Raw genomic sequence first — 17,994 nt, 5'->3', positions numbered from 1 at the left:
CTTGTTTTTTTCAGACCTGCAAGAAGCGAAGCCCTTGAAAACACGCGGCCCGCAAGGCCGTGAGGCCTGCGGGCCGTTGCTGTACGCGCCGCTGGCGCGGCGCGACGGCTCAGGGCTTTTCGCCCGTCGGGAAGGGCCAGGCGGCGGCGGGGCTCAGGGCCGTCTTGGCCGAGGCCGTACCGGCAGCGGCGGCAGCCTTCTTGGCCGGGGCCTTCTTGGCAGCGGCCTTCTTGGCCGGAGCGGCAGCCTTCTTGGCGGCAGCCTTCTTGGCCGGGGCAGCAGCCTTCTTCGCCGGAGCGGCGGCGGCCTTCTTGGCGGCGGCCTTCTTGGCCGGCGCCGGAGCAGCGGCGGCCTTCTTGGCGGCAGCCTTCTTCGCCGGGGCCGCAGCGGTCTTGGCCGCGGCCTTCTTGGCCGGAGCGGCAGCCTTCTTGGCAGCGGCCTTCTTCGCCGGCGCCGGAGCGGCAGCAGCCTTCTTGGCGGCGGCCTTCTTGGCCGGCGCCGCAGCGGCCTTCTTGGCGGCAGCCTTCTTGGCCGGCGCGGGGGCCGGCGCCGGGGCCGCAGCCGCCTTCTTGGCGGCAGCCTTCTTGGCCGGTGCCTCGGCCGCCTTCTTCGCCGCAGCCTTCTTGGCCGGGGCCTTCTTCGCAGTTGCCATCACGTTCTCCTTGATCAAGTGACAAAGCGCCGCGCCGCGTTGCCGCGGCCCGGCTGCTCACCGTCCGTTGTTCTGCCCTCTAGGGGTGTCCGGTACGGTGAACGCGGGAGCGCAGGCCCGGCAGCGCTTCTGCTGTCGCCGCTTGGGCCTGCGCGGATCTTGATCGCTTGCTTCTTCTTATGGTCCGGTGACCGGCTCACGGCAAGGCGCCTGCCCGCGGGCTGCCTGCCTTGCCGCCGACTTCAGCGGGCTGCTGCGCAGAAAGGCCTGTGCGGCCTATGGGGCCTGGCCGGCCGTTGCGTCCGTCTGGCACCGGCTCCATGGGCCGGCACCGCGGACTCGGCCAGAGCGTTCAGTCCCAGCTCAGCGCGCCGCCGCTTTGATACTCGATCACGCGGGTTTCGAAAAAGTTGCGCTCCTTCTTCAGGTCAATCATTTCGCTCATCCACGGGAACGGGTTGTCCTCGTTGGGAAAGAGCGCCTCCAGGCCGATCTGCGTGGCGCGCCGGTTGGCGATGTAGCGCAGGTAGCCCTTGAACATGGATGCATTGAGGCCCAGCACGCCACGCGGCATGGTGTCCTCGGCGTAGCGGTACTCCAGGTCCACCGCCTTGAGGAACAGCGCCTTGATCTCGGCGCGGAACTCAGGCGTCCACAGCTGCGGGTTCTCAAGCTTGATCTGGTTGATCAGGTCGATGCCGAAATTGCAGTGCATCGACTCGTCGCGCAGGATGTACTGGTACTGCTCGGCGGCACCGGTCATCTTGTTCTGCCGGCCCAGTGCCAGGATCTGCGTGAAGCCGACGTAGAAGAACAGGCCTTCCATCAGGCAGGCGAAGACGATGAGGCTCTTGAGCAGCGTCTGGTCGGCCTGCAGCGTGCCGGTCTTGAAGGTCGGGTCCATGATCGCGTCGATGAACGGGATCAGGAACTCGTCCTTGTCGCGGATGGACTGGACCTCGTGGTAGGCGTTGAAGATCTCGCCCTCGTCCAGGCCCAGCGACTCCACGATGTACTGGTAGGCGTGCGTGTGGATGGCCTCCTCGAAGGCCTGGCGCAGCAGGAACTGGCGGCACTCCGGCGCCGTGATGTGGCGGTAGGTGCCCAGCGTGATGTTGTTGGCCGCCAGCGAATCGGCCGTGACGAAGAAGCCCAGGTTGCGCTTGATGATGCGGCGCTCGTCCTCGCTCAGGCCGTTGGGGTCCTTCCAGGTCGCGATGTCGCGCGACATGTTGATCTCCTGCGGCATCCAGTGGTTGGCGCAGGTGGCGAGGTACTTCTCCCAGGCCCACTTGTACTTGAAGGGGACGAGCTGGTTGACGTCGGTCTGGCCGTTGATGATGCGCTTGTCGGCCACGTTGACGCGGCGCTGGCTCAGGGCTTGGGCCGATGCGGAGGAAGCAGCCGGCTGCGCCTGCGGCGCGGAGGCGAACGAGGGGGCAGCGATGGAGGCGGCGGGCACCTCGCCCAGGCCTTGCGAAGGATTGCTTGGGGTCGTCTGCGGCGTATGCGCTTCGCCTTGGACGTCGTCTTCCCAGACCAGCATGTGTGTACTTCCTAATGTGTGGAAATTATGAGAGGGATGCGATCAAACACCAAGCACTTGTTGCCTCATTGCGCAGCAGCCTGAGGGCCTGCGCCAGCGCTGCAAAGCGGACTTCGTGCAAGAAGTCCGCTTTGCAACCATGAGGCGTCAGCAAGCGGCTTGCCGATCGCTTCCCGCCAAGGTCGCTGCAGCGCTTACTGGCAGGCCTCGCAGCCGGGGTCGTCGATGGCGCAGAACTTGACGTCGGTGGCCGGCACGTCGGCTTCGACGGTTGCGGGAGCCATCACCGTGGCCGGGGCCGACAGCGACGACACGGCGTTGAGCGCACCGGCCTTCACGGTGGACTTCTCCACGTGCGTGGCCGCCATGGTGCGCAGGTAGTACGTGGTCTTGAGGCCGCGCAGCCAAGCCAGCTTGTAGGTCTCATCGAGCTTCTTGCCCGAGGCGCCGGCCATGTAGAGGTTCAGGCTCTGGGCCTGGTCAATCCACTTCTGGCGGCGCGCGGCCGCTTCCACCAGCCAGTGCGTCTCGACCTCGAAGGCCGTGGCGTAGAGCTGCTTGAGCTCGGCGGGCACGCGGTCGATGCGGCGCAGCGAACCGTCGAAGTGCTTGAGGTCCATGAGCATCACGTCGTCCCACAGGTTCAGCGCCTTGAGGTCGCGCACCAGGTACTCGTTGATGACGGTGAACTCGCCCGACAGGTTGGACTTCACCGAGAGGTTGCCGAAGCAGGGCTCGATGGAGGCATCCACGCCGATGATGTTGGAGATGGTGGCCGTGGGGGCGATGGCCACGCAGTTGCTGTTGCGCATGCCGTGGGCCTTGATCTGCTCGCGCAGCGCGTCCCAGTCCATGGTGGAGGCCGTGTCGGCCTCGATGTAGCCGCCGCGCTCCTGGGCCAGCAGCTTGAGCGTGTCCAGCGGCAGGATGCCGCGGCTCCACAGCGAGCCGTCGTAGCTGGAGTAGTGCCCGCGCTCGGCCGCGAGCTCCGTGGAGGCCCAGTAGGCGTAGTAGCACAGCGCTTCCATGGAGCGGTCGGCGAACTCCACCGCTGCCTGGCTGGCGTAGGGGGTGCGCAACTGGTAGAGCGCGTCCTGGAAGCCCATCACGCCCAGGCCCACGGGACGGTGGCGCTCGTTGGCGCGGCGCGCCTTTTCCACCGCGTAGTAATTGATGTCGATGACGTTGTCGAGCATGCGCATGGCCGTGCGCACGGTCTTGCGCAGCTTGTCATGGTCGATGCCGCCGTCCTTGACGTGGTGCGCCAGGTTCACCGAGCCCAGGTTGCACACGGCGATCTCGTCGGGGCCGGTGTTGAGCGTGATCTCGGTGCACAGGTTGGAGGAGTGCACCACGCCCACGTGCTGCTGCGGGCTGCGCACGTTGCAGGCGTCCTTGAACGTGATCCAGGGATGCCCGGTCTCGAACAGCATGGTGAGCATCTTGCGCCACAGGTCGCGGGCGGCCATGCGCTTGAAGAGCTTGATCTCACCGCGGTCGGCCATGGCTTCATAGGCCACGTAGGCCTGCTCGAAGGCCTTGCCGAACTTGTCGTGCAGGTCCGGGCAGTTGGAGGGCGAGAACAGCGTCCAGGGGCCGCCTTCCATCACGCGCTGCATGAACAGGTCCGGAACCCAGTTCGCGGTGTTCATGTCGTGGGTGCGGCGGCGGTCGTCGCCGGTGTTCTTGCGCAGCTCCAGGAACTCCTCGATGTCCAGGTGCCAGGTCTCCAGGTAGGCGCACACGGCGCCCTTGCGCTTGCCGCCCTGGTTGACGGCCACGGCCGTGTCGTTGACCACCTTGAGGAAGGGGACGACGCCCTGGCTCTTGCCGTTGGTGCCCTTGATGTAGGAGCCCAGCGCGCGCACGTTGGTCCAGTCGTTGCCCAGGCCGCCGGCGAACTTGGACAGCAGCGCGTTTTCCTTGAGCGCCTCGTAGATGCCTTCGAGGTCGTCGGACACGGTGGTCAGGTAGCAGCTGGAGAGCTGCGAGCGACGCGTGCCGGCATTGAACAGCGTGGGCGTGCTGCTCATGAAGTCGAAGCTGGAGAGCACGTCGTAGAACTCGATGGCGCGCGCCTCGCGGTTGGTCTTCTCGCCCAGCGCCAGGCCCATGGCCACGCGCATGAAGAAGGCCTGCGGCAGCTCGATGCGCTGCTCGTCGATGTGCAGGAAGTAGCGGTCCACCAGGGTCTGCAGGCCCAGGTAGTCGAACTGCAGGTCGCGATCGGCCTTGAGCGCGGCGCCCAGGCGGGCCAGGTCAAAGCCCAGCAGCGCCTCGTCCAGCAGCTCGGCCTTCACGCCCTTGGCGATGAAGCCGGGGAAGTACTCGGCGTAGCGCGCGGCCATCTCGGCATGCGTGACCTCGCTGCCCAGTACCTGCTTGCGCACCGTGTGCAGCAGCAGACGGGCGGTGGCGCGGGTGTAGCCGGGTTCCTTCTCGATGAGGGTGCGCGCGGCCAGGATGGCGGCCTTGTGCACCTCTTCCATGGGCACGCCGTCGTAGAGGTTGCGGTGCGTCTCGGCCAGGATGGGCGCGGGCAGCACGTCGGCCCCCAGGTCCGCGCAGGCGGACTCGACCAGGGCGTGCAGGCGCGCCTCGTTCAGCGGCACGCGCTGGCCGTCCTCCGTCACGTGCAGCACGGGCTTGGCGGCCGCGGCTTGGGCGGCGGCTGCCGCGGCGGCGGCGCGCTGGGCGCGCTCCTGCGCATGGCGCTCGCGGTAGAGCACGTAGGCGCGGGCCACGTCGTGGTGGCCGCCGCGCATGAGCTGCAGCTCCACCTGGTCCTGCACGTCCTCGATGTGGAAGGTGCCGCCGGCCGGGCGCGAGCGCAGCAGCGAGCGCACCACGGCCTCGGTGAGCGCATCCACCGTCTCGCGCACGCTGGCCGAGGCCGCGCCCTGGCTGCCCCGCACGGCCAGGAAGGCCTTCATCAACGCCACCGCGATCTTGCTGGGCGTGAAGGCGACCACCGCCCCGTTGCGCCGGATGATCTGGTAGCCCTCGTAGGTCTCGCGCGCTGCCGGCGCAGAGGTCTCGCCGATGAAGACGCCTTCGGCGTCCGTGGGGGTGTGCAGTTCAGGTGCGCTCATGTCTTTCCTTCTGGTCAAGAGAGCCTTGCGCCGCCGCAAGCCTGTGGCTTGCGGCCGGGCAAAGGCTCCACAGCCGCCGCGGCGATGCCCAGGCATCAAGGGCCTGCGAGCCGGGGCGTGTGCAAAAACTTGTGGATAACCGGTGGGCCGCTGGTGGATAGCGGACACTACCTGTGGGGTGCAGAGACGTATTAGACCACTACATCTAGTGTCGGAAAAGCCAAAGTCACCAAATTGCCACGCTTGCGTGATGGCTTGCCCAAAACGGCATCCGGCTTGCAGTGGGCGCGCGAGAACCGCCGCAGCGGACGCGGGAGGTTGCGTGGGAAACCGAATTCGGACAAGGATTCAGGCGGGCCTGCGCAGCGAATGCCCTTGTGCCTGCCAGCCGCTCAGGCGCTCCAGCAGCGGCCAACTGAAGCCGGCGCCGGGGTCGTGCTTGCGGCCGGGCGCGACGTCTTCGTGGCCCGTGGCTTCGCTCAAGGGATAGCGTGCCGCCAGCGCCCAAAGCAGGCGGGCGAGGCGGCGGTACTGCACGGCGGTGAAGTGCTCGCCCTCCAGCCCTTCAAGCTCTATGCCTATGGAGTAGTCGTTGCAGTTGTCGCGGCCACGCCAGGCGGAGCGGCCCGCATGCCAGGCGCGCGCATCGCAGGAGACGAACTGCAGCAGCTCGCCGCCGCGGCGCAGCAGGAAGTGCGCGGACACTTCCAAGCCGCGTATCTGCTGGAAATAGGGATGGGCATCCCAGTCCAGCCGGTTGGTGAAAAGGCGCTCTATGGCGTCGCCGCCATAGACGCCAGGCGGCAGGCTGATGGAGTGGATGACCGCCAGGTCGATGCTCACGCCCGCGGGGCGCGGGCCGAAGTTGGGCGACGGGCAGCGCCGCGCCGCCGCGTACCAGCCCTGCTCCCAGGCCGCGCCGTCCGCGGGCGGCGGCACCCAGGCGCTCATGACGTGCGCGGACCGGCGATGCGGTGCGGAACGCTGCAGAACACCCGGCCCTGCTCGTCCAGCACCGCTTCGCTGCGCGGCAGGTGCAGTCCGCAGTGGCTGCAGCGCACCATGGCTTCCAGCCGCGGCGGGCTGTTGCGGCGCGGCGGCGCAGGCGGCGGCGGCAAGGACGCGCGGCGCATGGCCCACAGCACCACGAAGACCACGGCAATCAGCAGCAGGAACTTCAGCATGGTGCGGACCTCGCGGCGAGGGCCGGACGCAGGCGCGGGGCGGACGGTGTGTTCATGGCGGGAACGGCGGCGCGGGGCTGCGGCAGGGCGACGGCGTCACACGGTGCGGTGCAGCACCACCTCCATCACGAAGCGCGAGCCGATGTAGGCCAGCAGCAGCAGTGCAGCGCCCGCATAAAGCCAGCGGGTGGCGCGCCGTCCGCGCCAGCCCCAGGCCAGCCGTCCGCTGATGAGCAGGGCGAACGTGGCCCAACCCAGCAGCGAGAACACCGTCTTGTGGTCCCAGCGCCAATGCGGGCTGAGCCAGGCGCCCAACAGCAGCGCGGCGCTGAGCACCACGAAGCCGGCCTCGACGAAGCGGAAGGTCAGCCGCTCCAGCCGCAGCAGCGGCAGGCCGAACGGGCCGCCACCGCCCTGCGGCGGGATGAGTTTCAGGCGCATCTGCCGCTCGGCGCGGTCCAGCAGCATGGCGTGCAGCACCGCGGCGCCAAAAAGGCCATAGGAGGCGATGCCCAGCATCCAGTGCAGCGGCATCCAGGCCGAGCCGCTTTCGTCCAGGCGTATCTCGCCTGGAAAGGCCGCGGCCAGCAGCACCACCGGCGCACCCACCGTGGCGAGCTGGCGCCGCACGCCCGGCAGCGAGAAGAGGCGGCTTTCCACCGCGTGCACGGCGAGCACGAACCACACCGTCAGCGACAGCGCCGGGCCGAAACCGAAGCGCACGCCCGGCGGCTCGCGGCCCACGGCGCCTATCTCCAGCGCCAGCGCCACACCGTGCAGCACCCAGCCCAACTGCAGCGCAGCCGTGTGCAGCCGGCGGCCATCGGGCGCAGGCATCAGGGCGATGAGGTAGGCCACCACGGCGCCCAACGCGGGCAGCCAAGGCCATGCGACGGAAGCCGCGGCAGGGCCGGACGATAAAATCATACGAACAGTGTACTTTCGCGGCCAGCGCCTCCCGGCGCGCTACAGCCGCCCTCCCCGCCATGGCCTCTGCCCTTACCGACCGTCTGTCACGCCTGGTCAAGACCATGCGCGGCCAAGCCCGCATCACCGAGAGCAACGTGCAGGACATGTTGCGCGAGGTGCGCATGGCACTGCTCGAAGCCGACGTGGCGCTGCCCGTCGTCCGCGACTTCATCGCCCGCGTCAAAGAGAAGGCGTTGGGCCAGGAGGTGGTGGGCTCGCTCAACCCCGGCCAGGCGCTGGTGGGCATCGTCAACAAGGAGCTCGCCGCGACCATGGGCGAGGGCGTGGCCGACATCAACCTCGCCGCGCAGCCGCCGGCGGTGATCCTGATGGCGGGCCTGCAAGGCGCGGGCAAGACGACCACCACCGCCAAGCTGGCCAAGCACCTCATAGAGCGCCGCCGCAAGAAGGTGCTCACCGTCTCGGCCGACGTCTACCGCCCCGCCGCCATCGAGCAGCTCAAGACGGTGACCAAGCAGGCCGGCGCCGAGTGGTTCCCCTCCGCGCCCAACCAGCAGCCGCGCGACATCGCGCTGGCGGCGCTGGACCACGCGCGGCGCCACTACTTCGACGTGCTGCTGGTGGACACGGCCGGCCGCCTGGCCATCGACGAAGCGCTGATGGCCGAGATCCGCGACCTGCACGCCACGCTCAAGCCGGTGGAGACGCTGTTCGTGGTGGACGCCATGCAGGGCCAGGACGCCATCAACACCGCGCGCGCCTTCAAGGAGGCGCTGCCGCTCACCGGCATCGTGCTGACCAAGCTGGACGGCGACTCCCGCGGCGGCGCGGCGCTGTCGGTGCGCCAGGTCACGGGTGCGCCCATCAAGTTCGCCGGCGTGTCCGAGAAGATCGACGGGCTGGAGGTGTTCGATGCCGAGCGCCACGCCGGGCGCGTGCTGGGCATGGGCGACATCGTGGCCCTGGTCGAGGAAGTCCAGAAGGGCGTGGACCTGGATGCGGCGCAGAAGCTCGCCGCCAAGGTCAAGAGCGGCGACGGTTTTGACCTCAACGACTTCCTGGCCCAAATCAGCCAGATGAAGAAGATGGGCGGCCTGTCCGGGCTGATGGACAAGCTGCCGGCCCAGATCGCCGCCAAGGCCGGCCAGGCCGACATGGACCGCGCCGAGCGCGACGTGCGGCGCATGGAAGGCATCATCAATTCCATGACGCCGCTGGAGCGGCGCAAGCCCGAGCTCATCAAGGCCAGCCGCAAGCGCCGCATCGCCGCGGGCGCAGGCGTGCAGGTGCACGAGGTGAACAAGCTGCTCAACCAGTTCGAGCAGATGCAGGGCATGATGAAGAAGATGAAGGGCGGCGGCCTCATGAAGATGATGAAGCGCATGGGCGGCATGAAGGGTCTCAAGGGCATGCTGCCGCCGGGCATGGGCGGCTGACGCGCGTCACGCGAAGGCACAAGACAAAGAGGGCGGGCGCCGCGAGGCACCCGCCCTCTTCTCTATGTGACTGGGCCCTGTTGCCGCAGCGGCTGCGTCAGCCCAGCAGCGCCTGCGCGAACTCGCGGGCGTTGAAGGTTTCCAGGTCTTCCAGCTTTTCGCCCACGCCGATGAAGTACACCGGCACGGGGCGCTCGCGCGCGATGGCGGCCAACACGCCGCCCTTGGCGGTGCCGTCGAGCTTGGTGACCACCAGGCCCGTGAGCTGCAGCGCCTCGTCGAAGGCTTTCACTTGGGCCAGGGCGTTCTGGCCGGTGTTGCCGTCCACCACCAGCAGCACCTCGTGCGGCGCGTCGGCCTGGGCCTTGGCGATGACGCGGCGGATCTTCTTGAGCTCTTCCATCAGGTGCAGCTGCGTGGGCAGCCGGCCCGCGGTGTCGGCGATCACCACGTCGCAGCCGCGTGCGCGGCCGGCCACCACGGCGTCGTAGGTCACGGCGGCCGGGTCGCCGCCTTCCTGGCTCACGATCTCCACGCGGTTGCGGCCGGCCCACACGGCGAGCTGCTCACGCGCCGCGGCACGGAAGGTGTCGGCCGCGGCCAGCAGCACGCGCTGCTCGGCGTCGGCCAGGTGGCGGGTGAGCTTGCCGATGCTGGTGGTCTTGCCCGCGCCGTTGACGCCCACGACCATGACCACCGTGGGCGACGCTTCGCCAATGGCCAGCGGCTTTTCCAGCGGCGCCAGCAGCTCGGCGATGGCGTCCACCAGCAGCGCCTTGACGGCCGCGGGGTCGCTGGCCTTGGCGTCCTTGACGCGGCGCTTGAGGTCCTTGAGCAGGAACTCGGTGGCCTTGACGCCGGCGTCGGCCATGAGCAGCGCCTCTTCGAGCTGCTCGTACAAGTCCTCGTCGATCTTGGTGCCGGTGAAGACCTGGGCGATGCCGCTGCCGGTCTTGCGCAGGCCCAGCTTCAAACGCTCCATCCAGCCCGCGCGCGGGGCGGTGGGCTTCTCGGCGGTTTCCATGATCTCCGGCTCGGCGGCGGGCTCGACCGGCGCGGGCGCAGGCGCCGATATGGGGGCGGGTTCGGCCTCGGACTTGCCGAACAGTCCACCGAACCAGCCGCTGCGCGCCGCCGGAGCCTCGGCGGCCGGCGGGACGACAGGCGCGTCAGCGGCAGCGGGCGAAGCTTCAGGAATGACCTGCGGCTCGGCCGGCGGCGGGGGCGCCTTCTTCTTGAAAAAGCTGAACATGAAGAAATTGTCTGATGAATTCGCTAAGGGGCTTGCGTCGAAGTTAAAAATATCGATAGAATGGCGGTCTCGCAGGCGCTTTAGCTCAGTCGGTTAGAGCGACGGAATCATAATCCGCAGGTCCGGGGTTCGAATCCCTGAAGCGCCACCAAACACGAAGCCCTGCAGGCCACAAGCCTGCAGGGCTTTTCGCTTTGGGCGAACGGCGGGCACAGGCGAGAGTTCAAAGCAAAGATGCAGCAACGGGCATGCTCAGCGCCATGAAGTTTTTCTCATCTTTCGCACTGCTCGACGATTGCACCGCGTCGGACGCGGCGCCGCGCAGCCGGCTCTACGCCGATCTCGTGCGCGAGCACCGCTGCACCGACCCACGCACGCTGGACGCCGTGTGCGCCGCGGCCCAGTCCGACCTGCGCGCCGGGCTGCACGCCGTGCTGCTGGTGGACTACGAATGGGGCGCCAAGCTGCTGAACGCCGGACAGGAGGCATTGCCCCCCGGCGACGCCTCCTGCCTGCGGTTGCTGATGTTCCGCGAGCTGCGCCGCTTGAGCAGCGACGAGGTGCAGGCCTGGCTGGCCGGGCAGGACGCGGCCCTGGCAGCCGATCTGCCCACCGCCGGGCTGCTGCCGCTGCAGCCCAGCCTGGACCGCCAGGCCTTCGACGCCGCCATCGCATGCATCCACGAGGCCATACGCGCCGGCGAGAGTTACCAGGTCAACTTCACTTACCGGCTCACCGGTGAAGCCTACGGCGAGCCGCTGCGGCTGTACCGCCGGCTGCGCCAGCGCCAGAGCGTGCCTTACGGCGCCTTCATACAACTGGAGGACGGCACCAGCGTGCTGTCGTGCTCGCCGGAGCTGTTCCTGCGCCACGAGCAGGGACGGCTGACGGCGCGCCCAATGAAGGGCACGTCCGCGCGTCTGCCTGACGCGCAGGCGGACGCGACCGCGGCGCTGGCGCTGGCGCAGGACGCCAAGAACCGCGCCGAGAACCTGATGATCGTGGACCTGCTGCGCAACGACCTGGGCCGCATCGCCCAAACCGGCTCGGTGCGCGTGCCCGCCCTCTTCACCGTGGAGCCGCACGGCGTGGTGTGGCAGATGACGTCCACGATTGAGGCCCGCGCGCTGCCGGGGCTGGACCTGCCCGCCCTGCTGCGCGCCACCTTCCCCTGCGGCTCCATCACCGGCGCGCCCAAGCTGCGCACCATGGAGCTGATCGCCGGGCTGGAAAGCACGCCGCGGGGCCTGTACTGCGGCGCCATAGGCTGGCTGGATGCGCCACGCGGCGATGCCGCCTGCGGCGACTTCTGCTGTTCGGTGGCCATACGCACGCTGGTGCTGGGCCCGCAAGGCGAAGGCGGCCTGCGTCCCGTGCGCATGGGCGTGGGCGCGGGCATCGTGCTGGACAGCGACGCCGTCGCCGAATTCGAGGAGTGCCGGCTCAAAGCCCGCTTTGCCACCGGGCTGGGCCACGAGTTCGAGCTGTTCGAAACCCTGTTCGCGCAGCAGCCGCAGGGCTTCAGGCATTTGGACAGGCACCTCGCGCGGCTGTGCCGCAGCGCCCAGGCCTTGGGTTTCAAGCTGGACGAACAGGCGGCGCGGCGCCGGCTCGATGCCGCGCTCTGCGCCTTGCCCGCCGACGTGCCGCACCGCGTGCGCCTGGCCCTGGGCCATGACGGCCAGCTCGGCGTGACGCAGGCGCCGCTGGCGCCCCTGGCTGGCGGCCCCGCGGGCCTGCTGCTGGCCGGGGAGCCGCTGGCGCCCTCCCCGCTGTCGGCCCACAAGACCACGCTGCGCGCGCGCTACGACGCCGGCGTGCGTGCGGCGGAGCAGGCCGGCGCCTTCGACACGCTGTTCTTCACACCGCAAGGCCATTTGATTGAAGGCGGGCGCAGCAACGTCTTCGTCCAGCTCGATGGCCGCTGGTGGACGCCGCCCTTGGGCGACGGCGCGCTGCCGGGCGTCATGCGCGAGGTGGCGATGGGACAGCTCGACGCCGCCGAGCGCAGCCTGCGGCGTGAGGATTTGGCGCGCGCTGAATCTTTGATCGTCTGCAATGCCTTGCGTGGCTTGCTGCCGGCCCGCCTGGTGGCGGCCGACTAAAATTTCGCCTTTCGCCCGCGGGCCCTCAGGCCCGCATCCCACACAGCCCCTGGATCTACACCATGCCCGCTGTGCCGGCGCCTCCCTTGAGATGACCAGGGGGCGAGCCGCCGTCTCGCGCATGGATCCGGATCACATGCCAGCGCCTTGCGCTGAAGGATCCTCATGAGCGCCAAGAAAGTTTTCATCCGCACCTTCGGCTGCCAGATGAACGAGTACGACTCGGACAAGATGGCCGACGTGCTGCAGGCCGTCGAAGGCTACGAGCCCACGGACGACGTGGAGCAGGCCGACCTCATCCTCTTCAACACCTGCTCGGTGCGGGAGAAGGCGCAGGAAAAGGTCTTCTCCGACCTGGGCCGCGTCAAGCACCTCAAGCAAAAGGGCGTGCTCATTGGCGTGGGCGGCTGCGTGGCCAGCCAGGAAGGGGCGGCCATCATCGAGCGCGCGCCCTACGTGGACATGGTGTTCGGCCCGCAGACCCTGCACCGGCTGCCGCAGATGATCCAGGCGCGCCAGCAGCAAAAGCGCCCGCAGGTGGACATCAGCTTCCCCGAGATCGAGAAGTTCGACCACCTGCCGCCCGCGCGCGTGGAAGGCGCCTCGGCCTTCGTCTCCATCATGGAAGGCTGCTCCAAGTACTGCAGCTATTGCGTGGTGCCCTACACCCGCGGCGAGGAAGTGAGCCGCCCCTTCGAGGACGTGCTCACCGAGGTGGCGGGCCTGGCCGACCAGGGCGTCAAGGAAGTGACGCTGCTGGGCCAGAACGTCAACGCCTACCGCGGCAAGATGGGCGACGGCGACGAGATCGCCGACTTCGCGCTGCTCATCGAGTACGTGGCCGAGATCCCCGGCATAGAGCGCATCCGCTACACCACCAGCCACCCCAACGAGTTCACGCAGCGGCTCATAGACGTCTACGCCAAGGTGCCGCAACTGGTGAGCCACCTGCACCTGCCGGTGCAGCACGGCAGCGACCGCGTGCTCATGGCCATGAAGCGCGGCTACACGGCGCTGGAATACAAGAGCACCATCCGCAAGCTGCGCGCGGTGCGGCCGGACATCAGCCTGTCCAGCGACTTCATCGTCGGCTTCCCCGGCGAGACGCAGGACGATTTCGAGCGCACGCTCAAGCTGATCGAGGACGTGGGCTTTGACGCCAGCTTCAGCTTCGTGTTCTCGCCGCGCCCCGGCACGCCGGCCGCGGCGCTGCAGGACGACACGCCGCAGGGGGTGAAGCTCAAGCGGCTGCAGCAATTGCAGGCGCTGATAGAGGGCAACGTGCGCCGCATCAGCGACAGCCGCGTCGGCACGTTGCAGCGCATCCTGGTCGAAGGCCCCTCGCGCAAGGACCCGGCCGAGCTCATGGGCCGCACCGAGTGCAACCGCATCGTCAACTTCAAGGGCCAGCCGCGACTGGTGGGGCAGATGGTGGAAGTGCGCATCACGCAGGCGCTGCCGCACTCCCTGCGCGGCGAAATGGTGCTGCGCGGCGACGACGCGGCGGCCTGAAAGGCCGTCAGCACCTCCAAGTGCTGACGCAGCGGCCGCGAACGCCGCCTTGCCGCGGCGGCTCAGTGCAGATCGCTGAGCTGCACGCGCGGCGTGGCGAACTCGCGGCCCACCATGGCGCGGGCGTAGAGGTAGTTGCCGCGGGCCCGCTCACTCAGCCCGTCGATGTTGACGTGGCCGTGGCTGTCACACGGAAAAGCCAGCGCATGGCCTTCGCGGAACAGTGAAGGGAAGCGGATCTCGTAGGCCTGGACGGACTCGGCAAGGAACTGGGACATGACCTTCTCCTGCATTGTTCGGTGCTTGACGATCTCACTGTGCAGCCATGGGACTGTCACGGGACAGTCAAGTCCAAGCAACGTGCGTGCCGGCGTTTGGCGATACCGCTTGTCCGGCTTTTTCGGGAGAGCCTAGGCGTTGATCCGACGCCGCTTGCGTCGCTTTCCTACAAACGGGACGCTCGGGAGAAACCCGCCCACCACAGTGCCAGCGCGCAACTCAGCAGCATGACGCCGTAATTGAGCATGCGGCCGTCGCGGCCGCTGACCACCAGCATGGCCACCAGCGCCAGCGCCGCGGCGGCGCAGCCCCACAGTGCCAGCCGCTTCCAGGCAACGGTTGCCAGCTCGCGGCGCCAGCACAGCTTGGCCGCCGTCGCGCTCAACATACCCACGGCCAGCGCGGGTGCGAAAAAATCGAGCAGATGCCACAGCGCATCCAGCGGACCCATGGCGCGCTTCCCTCGTGTCGCTTCTTGAGGTTGATATTGGTCAAGCACGGCAGCCTGGACTGCGGCGACCATAACCGGCCGGAAAAGCGGCCCAAACCGCAGATCATACAATTCCCACCATGAGCGTTTTTGCACTCGGCCTGAACTACCAGACCGCCCCGCTGGACTTGCGCGGGCGGTTTGCTTTTGGCGCCGAGCAGCTCTCGCCGGCCCTGCGCGGCTTTCGCGAACGGCTGCAGCGCGCCATGCCGGAGGCGGCACTGGTTTCCACCTGCAACCGCACCGAGCTGTACGTGGCCGCCGAGCCCGGCCGCGCGCGCGAGCTGGTCAGGCCCGCCATGGACTGGCTGGCCGAACAGGGCGGCGTCGTGGGCACGCAGCTGGAGTCCTGCACCTACGTCATGGAAAACCGCGAGGCCGCGCGCCACGCCTTCCGCGTCGCCTCGGGGCTGGACTCCATGGTGCTGGGCGAGCCCCAGATCCTGGGCCAGATGAAGCAGGCCGTGCGTCAGGCCGAGACCGCGGGCACGCTGGGAACAACGCTGCATCAGCTCTTCCAGCGCAGCTTCTCGGTAGCCAAGGAGGTGCGCACCTCCACCGAGATCGGCAGCCACTCCATCAGCATGGCCGCCGCCGCGGTGCGGCTGGCCTCGCAGCTCTTCGAGGATCTGCGCGACATCAAGGTGCTGTTCGTGGGCGCGGGCGAGATGATCGAGCTGGTGGCCACGCACTTCGCCGCCCGCGAGCCCAAGGCCATGGCCGTGGCCAACCGCACGCTGGAGCGCGGCGAGAAGCTCGCCGGCCGCTTTGGCGCACAGGCGCTGCGCCTGGCCGACCTGCCCAGCTGCCTGCACGAGTTCGACGCCGTCATCTCCTGCACCGCCAGCACGCTGCCCATCATCGGCCTGGGCGCCGTCGAGCGCGCGCTCAAGGCGCGGCGGCATCGGCCTATGTTCATGGTCGACCTGGCCGTGCCGCGCGACATCGAGCCGGAAATCGCCCAGCTCTCCGACGTCTACCTCTACACCGTGGACGACCTCTCCGCCCTCGTTCAAAGCGCGGGCGAGAAGCGGCAGGCCGCCGTGCAGCAGGCCGAGGCCATCATCGACGCCGGCGTGCAGAGCTTCAGCCACTGGCTGGACCAGCGCGGCAGCGTTCCGCTCATCCAGGCCCTGAACCAGCAGGCCGACCGCTGGCGCACGGCCGAGCTGACCCGCGCACGCAAGCTGCTGGCGCGCGGCGAAGACATAGACACCGTGCTCGAAGCCCTGAGCCGGGGCCTCACGCAAAAGCTGCTGCACGGCACCTTCGCCGAGCTGCACTCGGCCGACGGCCCGCAGCGCGAGCAGGTGGCGCACACCGTCTCGCGCCTGTTCCTGCGCCAGACCAGCCGCAATCCCGAATCCGACGGCGGCCGCTAGCGGCCCCTGCCCTGCCGCCGGGTGCGCAGAGCTGCCGCGTGCCCGGCGCACACGCTTGCCCCATGAAAGACACCCTGCGCCAACAATTCGAACGCCTGTCCATGCGGCAGGCCGAGCTCGACGCCACGCTGGCCGATCCGCAACTGATGTCGGACATCAAGCGCTGGCGCTCGCTCTCGCGCGAGCAGGCCGAGGTGGCCGAAGTGGTGGCGGACTTTCGCCTGTACCAGCAGCGCGAGCAGGACCTGGCCACCGCGCGCGAGCTGCTGGATGACCCCGACATGGCCGACATGGCGCGCGAGGAGATCGCCGCCGCCGAAGCCGACCTGCAGCGGCTGCAGCAGCAGTTGCAGGCCGCACTGCTGCCGCGCGACCCGGACGATGCGCGCAACGCATTCCTGGAAATCCGCGCTGGCACCGGCGGCGACGAATCCGCCCTCTTTGCCGGCGACCTCGCGCGCATGTACCTGCGCTACTGCGAGCGCCAGGGCTGGCGCACCGAGATCCTGAGCCAGAGCGATTCCGAGCTCGGCGGCTACAAGGAAATCGTGCTGCGCATCGAGGGCGATGCCGCCTACGGCCGGCTGCGGTTCGAGAGCGGCGGCCACCGCGTGCAGCGTGTACCGGCCACCGAGAGCCAGGGCCGCATACACACCAGCGCCTGCACGGTGGCCGTGATGCCGGAACCCGACGAGACCGAGGACATCACCCTCAACCCGGCCGAGCTGCGCATAGACACCTTCCGCGCCAGCGGCGCCGGCGGCCAGCACATCAACAAGACCGACAGCGCCGTGCGCGTGACGCACCTGCCCACGGGTCTGGTGGCCGAATGCCAGGACGACCGCAGCCAGCACCGCAACAAGGCCAAGGCGCTGGCCGTGCTGGCCGCGCGGCTGCGCGACAAGGAAACGAGCGAGCGCGCCGCCAAGGAGGCGGCCACGCGCAAGGGCCTCATAGGCAGCGGCGACCGCAGCGACCGCATACGCACCTACAACTTCCCGCAGGGCCGGCTCACCGACCACCGCATCAATCTCACGCTCTACAAGTTGGGCGCAGTGATGGACGGTGACCTGGACGACGTCCTCGCCGCGCTGCAGGCCGCACGCGCGGCCGAGCAGCTCGCGGCGCTCGAGAGCAGCGGCCTGGCATGACGGCTCCTCAAGACACCACCGTCACGGTGCGCGAGGCCCTGGCCCGTGCCAAGGCGCTTGGGCTGGACCGGCTGGATGCCCAGCTGCTGCTGTCGCACCACCTGTCGCGCCCGCGCAGCTGGCTGCTGGCGCATGACGACGCGGCACTCACCCCGGCGCAGCACCAGGCGGTGGACGCCGACCTGACACGCCGCGCCGACGGCGTGCCCATGGCCTACCTGCTGGGCCAGCACGAGTTCCACGGCCTGATGCTGCAGGTCACGCCGGACGTGCTGGATCCGCGCCCGGACACGGAAACGCTGGTGGATTGGGCGCTGGAGCTGCTGAGCACCGAGCTGGCGGCACTGCCCGCGCCGCAGGTGCTGGACCTGGGCACGGGCAGCGGCGCCATCGCACTGGCCGTCAAGCACGCGGCGCCGCGCGTGCGCATGCGCGCCCTGGATGCCAGCGCCGCCGCCCTGGGTGTGGCTCAGGGCAACGCGCAGCGGCTGGGCCTGGAGGTGGGATTCACCCTGTCCGACTGGTGGAGTGCCTTCACGCCGCCCAAGCTGCACCTGGCCCTGAGCAACCCGCCCTACATCGACGGCGACGACCCCCACCTGGCCCAACTGCGCCACGAGCCGTTGCAGGCCCTCACGCCCGGGCCGGACGGGATGCAGGCCATTCATTGCATCGTGCAGGGCAGCCGCGAGCACCTGGAACGCGGTGCCTGGCTGCTGCTGGAGCATGGCTTCGACCAGGGCGCCACGGCGCGGCAGGTCTTGCAGTCGCACGGTTTCACCGACATCACGACGCGGCGTGACCTCGCCGGCCACGAGCGCTGCACGGGCGGCCGCTGGCCGGGCTGAAGCCGGCGGCAACCCATTACTGTGCAGTGTTTCACCCGGGTCGCGGACCCGGGGTTGGCACGGGTCAGGCCCTGCCCCACAGCCCTGCCGTGGCGGCGTAGCATGCTTCGACAGTGGACTTGCAAGGGGGGTACC

15 protein-coding genes and 1 tRNA gene are annotated in these 17,994 nt (G+C 68.8%); 7 read left to right on the top strand and 9 right to left on the bottom strand.

The features are described from left to right. Window positions 1-109: 109 nt before the first annotated feature. The 6 genes from SM757_RS14705 to SM757_RS14680 form a co-directional block, all read right to left on the bottom strand. Entirely contained in the window at window positions 110-652 is a 543-nt protein-coding gene (locus SM757_RS14705; RefSeq protein WP_066337052.1) for a histone, read from the bottom strand. A 352-nt stretch (window positions 653-1,004) separates the two neighbouring features. Then, window positions 1,005-2,198, bottom strand: a complete 1,194-nt coding sequence (locus SM757_RS14700) for a ribonucleotide-diphosphate reductase subunit beta (protein ID WP_066336964.1) — start codon at window positions 2,196-2,198, stop codon at window positions 1,005-1,007. A gap of 194 nt (window positions 2,199-2,392) precedes the next feature. Beyond that, entirely contained in the window at window positions 2,393-5,290 is a 2,898-nt protein-coding gene (locus tag SM757_RS14695; RefSeq protein WP_322466025.1) for a ribonucleoside-diphosphate reductase subunit alpha, read from the bottom strand. A 348-nt stretch (window positions 5,291-5,638) separates the two neighbouring features. Beyond that, a complete protein-coding gene (gene ampD / locus SM757_RS14690) occupies window positions 5,639-6,241 on the bottom strand; it encodes a 1,6-anhydro-N-acetylmuramyl-L-alanine amidase AmpD (RefSeq protein ID WP_322466024.1) in 603 nt (200 codons plus the stop codon). Further along, window positions 6,238-6,474, bottom strand: coding sequence for a PP0621 family protein (locus tag SM757_RS14685; RefSeq protein WP_066336971.1), 237 nt, complete (start codon window positions 6,472-6,474; stop codon window positions 6,238-6,240). Before SM757_RS14685 ends, ampD begins: the two co-directional genes overlap by 4 nt. A 96-nt stretch (window positions 6,475-6,570) precedes the next feature. Further along, complete coding sequence (locus tag SM757_RS14680; RefSeq protein ID WP_322466023.1) at window positions 6,571-7,401, bottom strand: cytochrome C assembly family protein; 831 nt, start codon at window positions 7,399-7,401, stop codon at window positions 6,571-6,573. A 59-nt stretch (window positions 7,402-7,460) separates the two neighbouring features. Here SM757_RS14680 and ffh point away from each other — a divergent pair, with 59 nt between their 5' ends. Further along, window positions 7,461-8,840, top strand: coding sequence for a signal recognition particle protein (ffh, locus tag SM757_RS14675; protein ID WP_322466022.1), 1,380 nt, complete (start codon window positions 7,461-7,463; stop codon window positions 8,838-8,840). A 97-nt stretch (window positions 8,841-8,937) separates the two neighbouring features. Here ffh and ftsY read toward each other — a convergent pair whose 3' ends face one another. Next, complete coding sequence (ftsY, locus tag SM757_RS14670) at window positions 8,938-10,092, bottom strand: signal recognition particle-docking protein FtsY (RefSeq protein ID WP_066336977.1); 1,155 nt, start codon at window positions 10,090-10,092, stop codon at window positions 8,938-8,940. A 74-nt stretch (window positions 10,093-10,166) separates the two neighbouring features. Between ftsY and SM757_RS14665 the strand changes: the two genes are divergently transcribed. The 3 genes from SM757_RS14665 to miaB all read left to right on the top strand — a co-directional run bounded on the left by SM757_RS14665 (window position 10,167) and on the right by miaB (window position 13,709). After that, window positions 10,167-10,243, top strand: a tRNA-Met gene (locus tag SM757_RS14665). Window positions 10,244-10,352: 109 nt separating this feature from the next. Next, complete coding sequence (gene pabB, locus SM757_RS14660; RefSeq protein WP_322466021.1) at window positions 10,353-12,197, top strand: aminodeoxychorismate synthase component I; 1,845 nt, start codon at window positions 10,353-10,355, stop codon at window positions 12,195-12,197. A 165-nt stretch (window positions 12,198-12,362) separates the two neighbouring features. Beyond that, window positions 12,363-13,709, top strand: coding sequence for a tRNA (N6-isopentenyl adenosine(37)-C2)-methylthiotransferase MiaB (gene miaB, locus SM757_RS14655; RefSeq protein ID WP_322466020.1), 1,347 nt, complete (start codon window positions 12,363-12,365; stop codon window positions 13,707-13,709). Between the two features lie 62 nt (window positions 13,710-13,771). On the opposite strand, the gene SM757_RS14650 is transcribed toward miaB, so the two are convergent. Beyond that, window positions 13,772-13,987: a hypothetical protein gene (locus SM757_RS14650; protein ID WP_066337057.1), complete on the bottom strand. Its 216-nt coding sequence runs from the start codon at window positions 13,985-13,987 to the stop codon at window positions 13,772-13,774. 167 nt (window positions 13,988-14,154) lie between these two features. Further along, the gene (locus tag SM757_RS14645; protein WP_322466019.1) at window positions 14,155-14,439 is read right to left on the bottom strand and encodes a hypothetical protein; all 285 of its coding nucleotides are present in this window, start codon (window positions 14,437-14,439) and stop codon (window positions 14,155-14,157) included. A 119-nt stretch (window positions 14,440-14,558) separates the two neighbouring features. On the opposite strand from SM757_RS14645, the gene hemA reads away from it, so the two are divergent. The 3 genes from hemA (at window position 14,559) to prmC (ending at window position 17,859) form a co-directional block, all read left to right on the top strand. Then, window positions 14,559-15,860 carry a glutamyl-tRNA reductase gene (gene hemA / locus SM757_RS14640; protein WP_322466018.1) on the top strand — a complete coding sequence of 434 codons (1,302 nt, stop codon included), beginning with the start codon at window positions 14,559-14,561 and terminating at the stop codon, window positions 15,858-15,860. A gap of 62 nt (window positions 15,861-15,922) precedes the next feature. Next, window positions 15,923-17,011: a peptide chain release factor 1 gene (gene prfA, locus SM757_RS14635; RefSeq protein WP_322466017.1), complete on the top strand. Its 1,089-nt coding sequence runs from the start codon at window positions 15,923-15,925 to the stop codon at window positions 17,009-17,011. After that, the gene (gene prmC, locus SM757_RS14630; protein WP_322466016.1) at window positions 17,008-17,859 is read left to right on the top strand and encodes a peptide chain release factor N(5)-glutamine methyltransferase; all 852 of its coding nucleotides are present in this window, start codon (window positions 17,008-17,010) and stop codon (window positions 17,857-17,859) included. The genes prfA and prmC overlap by 4 nt, the downstream gene beginning before the upstream one ends. Window positions 17,860-17,994 lie beyond the last annotated feature (135 nt).

Source organism: Azohydromonas lata, from assembly GCF_034427735.1.
In the GTDB taxonomy this organism is placed as follows: domain Bacteria; phylum Pseudomonadota; class Gammaproteobacteria; order Burkholderiales; family Burkholderiaceae_C; genus Azohydromonas; species Azohydromonas lata.
This window is presented reverse-complemented; position numbering and strand designations above follow the sequence as displayed.

What these genes read in the sequence shown, in the direction of transcription:
- SM757_RS14705 (WP_066337052.1), bottom strand. Translation starts at nt 652, where the DNA reads ATGGCAACTGCGAAGAAGGCCCCGGCCAAGAAGGCTGCGGCGAAGAAG.
- SM757_RS14700 (WP_066336964.1), bottom strand. Translation starts at nt 2,198, where the DNA reads ATGCTGGTCTGGGAAGACGACGTCCAAGGCGAAGCGCATACGCCGCAG.
- SM757_RS14695 (WP_322466025.1), bottom strand. Translation starts at nt 5,290, where the DNA reads ATGAGCGCACCTGAACTGCACACCCCCACGGACGCCGAAGGCGTCTTC.
- ampD (WP_322466024.1), bottom strand. Translation starts at nt 6,241, where the DNA reads ATGAGCGCCTGGGTGCCGCCGCCCGCGGACGGCGCGGCCTGGGAGCAG.
- SM757_RS14685 (WP_066336971.1), bottom strand. Translation starts at nt 6,474, where the DNA reads ATGCTGAAGTTCCTGCTGCTGATTGCCGTGGTCTTCGTGGTGCTGTGG.
- SM757_RS14680 (WP_322466023.1), bottom strand. Translation starts at nt 7,401, where the DNA reads ATGATTTTATCGTCCGGCCCTGCCGCGGCTTCCGTCGCATGGCCTTGG.
- ffh (WP_322466022.1), top strand. Translation starts at nt 7,461, where the DNA reads ATGGCCTCTGCCCTTACCGACCGTCTGTCACGCCTGGTCAAGACCATG.
- ftsY (WP_066336977.1), bottom strand. Translation starts at nt 10,092, where the DNA reads ATGTTCAGCTTTTTCAAGAAGAAGGCGCCCCCGCCGCCGGCCGAGCCG.
- pabB (WP_322466021.1), top strand. Translation starts at nt 10,353, where the DNA reads ATGAAGTTTTTCTCATCTTTCGCACTGCTCGACGATTGCACCGCGTCG.
- miaB (WP_322466020.1), top strand. Translation starts at nt 12,363, where the DNA reads ATGAGCGCCAAGAAAGTTTTCATCCGCACCTTCGGCTGCCAGATGAAC.
- SM757_RS14650 (WP_066337057.1), bottom strand. Translation starts at nt 13,987, where the DNA reads ATGTCCCAGTTCCTTGCCGAGTCCGTCCAGGCCTACGAGATCCGCTTC.
- SM757_RS14645 (WP_322466019.1), bottom strand. Translation starts at nt 14,439, where the DNA reads ATGGGTCCGCTGGATGCGCTGTGGCATCTGCTCGATTTTTTCGCACCC.
- hemA (WP_322466018.1), top strand. Translation starts at nt 14,559, where the DNA reads ATGAGCGTTTTTGCACTCGGCCTGAACTACCAGACCGCCCCGCTGGAC.
- prfA (WP_322466017.1), top strand. Translation starts at nt 15,923, where the DNA reads ATGAAAGACACCCTGCGCCAACAATTCGAACGCCTGTCCATGCGGCAG.
- prmC (WP_322466016.1), top strand. Translation starts at nt 17,008, where the DNA reads ATGACGGCTCCTCAAGACACCACCGTCACGGTGCGCGAGGCCCTGGCC.